This is a genomic window from Dietzia sp. (assembly GCF_036741115.1).
Lineage (GTDB): Bacteria > Actinomycetota > Actinomycetes > Mycobacteriales > Mycobacteriaceae > Dietzia.
Map to the genome: position 1 here is coordinate 1 of NZ_DAINST010000137.1, position 4010 is coordinate 4010.

Genomic DNA, 4010 nt, shown 5'->3' on the forward strand with positions numbered 1-4010 from the left:
CGCCGCGTTAGCTCAGTCGGTAGAGCATTTCACTCGTAATGAAAAGGTCGTCGGTTCGATTCCGACACGCGGCTCGCCACAAACGCCCTGGTAGGCAAGGTTTTCGGAACCTCATCTACCGGGGCGTTTCTCGTTCGGCGCTCTTTTCGGTCTGGGCTTTGGACGCGCTCGGTGCGCACCCGCTCCGCCTGACTACGGGCAGCCGGCGAGCTCCCGCTCGATCGCATCGTGCTCGGCCTGCGTGACCCACAGGCCGTACTCCTGCTTGACCACGACCTGCCGCGCCACGTACTCGCAGCGGTAAACGGCGTTGGGCGGCAGCCAGGTGGCCGCATCCCCATCGCTCTTGCGCTGGTTGACGGAACCCGACACCGCCTGCAGATTGAGCGGATCGTTCGCGAGGTTGCGGCGCTGTTCTTCGCCGAGCTGCTGGGCTCCCTTCTGCCACGCATCGGACAGCGCCACGAGGTGATCGATCTGCACCTCCCGCGAGGTGTTCGAGCCGCGCGTGAACGCGACGGTCTCGCCCGTGTACGGATCGTCCAGCGTTCCGGAGAGCACCACGCAGTCGCGGCTGCCGGGCTTGAGCGCGATATCGACGAGGTCCCGGGCGAGCACGTCGTTGCGCGTATCGCAGCCGTTGTGGCCGCCGGCAACCGTGACATCGTCGCTCCACGCCTGGCCGAACTGGTCCCTGTCGTACCCTGTCTTCGGCGCGCGTCCCTTGATGGGCAGGAGCGGCAGGCCCACTCGCGCCGCCGCGACAAGGTCCGGGGGAGCGGACGGCGCGTTGCCGGGCGGCGGGGCGGGAACCCCACCATCGCTCTCCGCGCCTGGGCCCGGCGCCTCCGGGGGCGCGCCCACTTCGGCCCCCGGCGCCGGGCTTTCGGGCGCGGGAGCCTCCGCAGCCGAGGGATCGAGGTTGTCCGGCTGCCCCGTGGAGCTCGCGCTGCCTGCGGCGTCCATGGCCCACGACCCATCGGCCTCGCAACCCGCGAGGCCCGCACCGAGCGCGACGGCGAGGACCGCGGCGACAGTGCCGCGCACGCCCGCGACGCCGCGGACGCGGCGCGTGGACCGCGGGCGGACTGCGCGCGTGCCGGTGGCGCCGAGGCGGTGGACTTCGTGGGTGCGTGGGTTGTTGTCGGGCATAGTGGGGAACACTATCGACCGGGTCCGATAAAACCGCCGAGCACCGCAAGGAGCATCCGTGCGCACGTTCCAACGCCCAGCGTTCGCCGCCATAGTGGGGGTCGCTGCCCTCGCGTGGATCGTCCGTGTCGTCGTGACGGCGCTCGGCTGGTTCTACTGGGACGACCTCTCCTTCCTCGCCACGACTAGAGCCGAGGACAGCCCGATCCCACTGTTGTTCCGGGATCACGACGGGCACATTATGCCCGCGGCGTGGCTCATCGAGTGGGCCCTCGCGCACGCCGCGCCGCTCGTCTGGCCCGCGGCGGTCGTGGTCATCGCGATCCTCCAGGCCGTCGCCCTCGCGGCCGTGGCCCGCGCCGTGTGGCTCGTCGTCACCGCGATCCACGATGCGGGCGAAGCGGGTGCCGCCGATTCCGCGCAGCACGGCCGCGGGCCCGATGCGCCCGGACGGGCGCTCTCGCCGTGGCTCGCCGCCGTGCCGGTCGCGGTCTACGGCTTCTCGCCGTTGGCGCTCCCCGGCGGGACGTGGCTCGCCGCGGCCGTTAATGCCCTGCCGCTCCATGCGGCATTCGCGCTGGCCGTGGCGTATATCGTGTGCGCGCTCGTGCGCGCGGGCTCGGCGGAGGGAAAGGCCGGCGTCACGGGGGCATTGCGTCATGGAATCCTCGCGGCCGGCCTCATGCTCGTCGGGCTGCTGTTCTCCGAGCGGGCTCTCTTCGTGCTCCCGGCCGCGGCGCTCGTCGTCTTGGCCCTTGCCCTCGCCGGGCTCGTCCCGTGGCGCGGGCGCGCCGCGTGGCGCCGGATCGCCGAGGCATTCGGCCCGCTCCTCGGCATCACGGTCGCGTGGGGCGTGCTCTACCTGCTGCTCACCTCCAGCGGCGGCGAGCCGGCCCCGAACCAGCCCTCGGGGCAGGGCACGTGGGACGCCTTCTGGAACACCTACGTCGACACCCTCGTGCCCTCGTTCTCCGGCGGCCCGTGGACGTGGGGCCGCTGGCACCCGGGTCCGCCGTTCGTGGACCCATCGTGGATCGAGATCGCCCTCGGCGTGGGAGTTTCCGTGGCCGTGCTCGCATGGACTGGGTGGGCGGTCCGGCGCAGTGCGATGTGGCTGTGGCTCCCGCTGCTCGTCTACCCGGCGATCCCGGCTCTCGCGCTCGCGCTGCACCGGACCTCTCCGCTCACCGCGGCGCTCGTGGCGAACACGCTGCGCCATCTGTCCGAGGTCGCGGTGGTGGCGGCGCTGTGCGCGGCGGCGGTCGCGGGCGTCGCCGCGCGCAGGGGCCAACGGCGCGCCCCGGACTCGGCGGGCCGGAAGCCCTCCGCCGCCGCGGCCGGCCGCAAATCCACCGTCCTCATCGGCGCGGTGCTCGCCGTCGTGACTGTGGTCTCCGCCGTCACACATTGGGGCTACGCGCGGACGTGGCACGAGCAGCCGTCCCGGGAGTACTTCGCGGCGCTGCGGGACAGCACGGCAGAGCTCGAGGGCGACACGCTCCTCGACCAGCCGGTGGGCCTCGACGTGCTGCTGCCCGTGATGGGCCAGGACAACATGCTGTCCAGGCTGGTCGGCGGGCTCGATGGGTACCCGGAGATCGCGCACTGGACGAAGACGCCGCGGGTCGTCGACGGGCAGGGGCACCTGCAGCCGGCCGAGATCCTGCAGGTGCGCTCGATCGTGCAGGGCTTCGAGCCGAACTGCGGCATGCGGATCTCCGCCGGCAGCGGCGCGACGTCCATCCCGCTCGACGGGCCGCTCGTCGAGCGCGACTGGACGCTGCAGTTCAACTACTTCGCGTCCGGCGACGGCGTGGTCGCGCTCTCCCTCGGCGGCGGCCAGCCGGTCGAGGTGCCCGTGACCGCGGGACTCGGCCAGGCGACCGTCCAGCTCGTCGGCGACGGCGAGGCACTCCGCGTCGAACCGGGCGAGGGGGTCGGCGACATGTGTGTCGGCGGCGGGCCGCTCGGCGGGCTCATGCCGAAGTAGGGGGCGGTGGCCGGATGACGGCGCCGAACGGGAGCAACCGGGCCGCCGACTTCTCGGCACACCGAGGGCACGCGCGGTGCCCGGAGGCATTGTGGAGAATAATGGCCCTCGATTGTGTACGGGGGATACCTGTGCGCGAATGAGATAGGTAGTCGAGCGAGGAAAGGGGCGGGACGATCGTTGTCGCAGTGATGCTCACGCTCACAGCTCTGATCGTGATCCCTGGGCTGGTGATCTGCCTGGCCGGCGGCGTGCGGTTCGGCTACGCGCTCGCCGGCGCGATCCCCGTCTCGTACGGTGTGGTCGCCGTCGCCAGCTACCTGCTCGGCATGCTCGAGCTGCGGTGGAACCTGCTGTCCTACATCGTGGCGACGCTGATCACCGCAGTGGCCGTCGCGATCGTCGGAGCGTTCGCGTCCGGACGGCTCCGGTTCACGCGACGGCGCTGGTTCCTGCGATTCCGGTTTCGGCTGCCCCGAAGGGATGCCGGTTCTGCCGGGGATGCTGCGGATCCGGCGGGTTCCGCTGGGGCCGCGGGTCCGTCCCACTCGCGCTCGCGCCGCTCCCTTCGCGCGGCCTCGCGCGCGGCCGAACGCGCCGCCCGAGCCGCCGAGCTCCGCCGCGCGCCCGAGCTTCGCGGCTGGCGCATCTGGGTGTGGAACTGCGCGCCGTTCCTCGGGGTGATCGTCGCTGCGTGGATCATCGCCTCGCTGGTGATCAACCTGCTGAGCTACGCCCCGGACGGGCTCACCAACGTCTTCCAGGGCTGGGACGCCCACTGGCACGCCAACTACCTGCGCTTTATCGCCGACACTGGCCTCGCTTCCCCGGACGATGCTGGCCTCCTGCAGAATCAGGAGACCCAGGC

3 protein-coding genes and 1 tRNA gene are annotated in these 4010 nt (G+C 71.7%); 3 read left to right on the forward strand and 1 reads right to left on the reverse strand.

Annotated elements, in window-relative coordinates; translation table 11 throughout:
• Window position 1 precedes the first annotated feature (1 nt).
• A tRNA-Thr gene (locus tag V7E05_RS13855) sits at window positions 2–74 on the forward strand.
• A 118-nt stretch (window positions 75–192) separates the two neighbouring features.
• Here the strand turns inward: V7E05_RS13855 and V7E05_RS13860 are convergent.
• On the reverse strand, window positions 193–1152 hold the full coding sequence (locus V7E05_RS13860) for a GmrSD restriction endonuclease domain-containing protein (protein ID WP_442891689.1): 960 nt from the start codon (window positions 1150–1152) through the stop codon (window positions 193–195).
• Window positions 1153–1210: 58 nt separating this feature from the next.
• Between V7E05_RS13860 and V7E05_RS13865 the strand changes: the two genes are divergently transcribed.
• Both V7E05_RS13865 and V7E05_RS13870 read left to right on the forward strand, forming a co-directional pair.
• Window positions 1211–3142 carry a hypothetical protein gene (locus V7E05_RS13865; protein WP_333620218.1) on the forward strand — a complete coding sequence of 644 codons (1932 nt, stop codon included), beginning with the start codon at window positions 1211–1213 and terminating at the stop codon, window positions 3140–3142.
• A 191-nt stretch (window positions 3143–3333) separates the two neighbouring features.
• The coding region (locus V7E05_RS13870; RefSeq protein ID WP_333620219.1) for a DUF6541 family protein at window positions 3334–4010 on the forward strand (677 nt) is incomplete at its 3' end.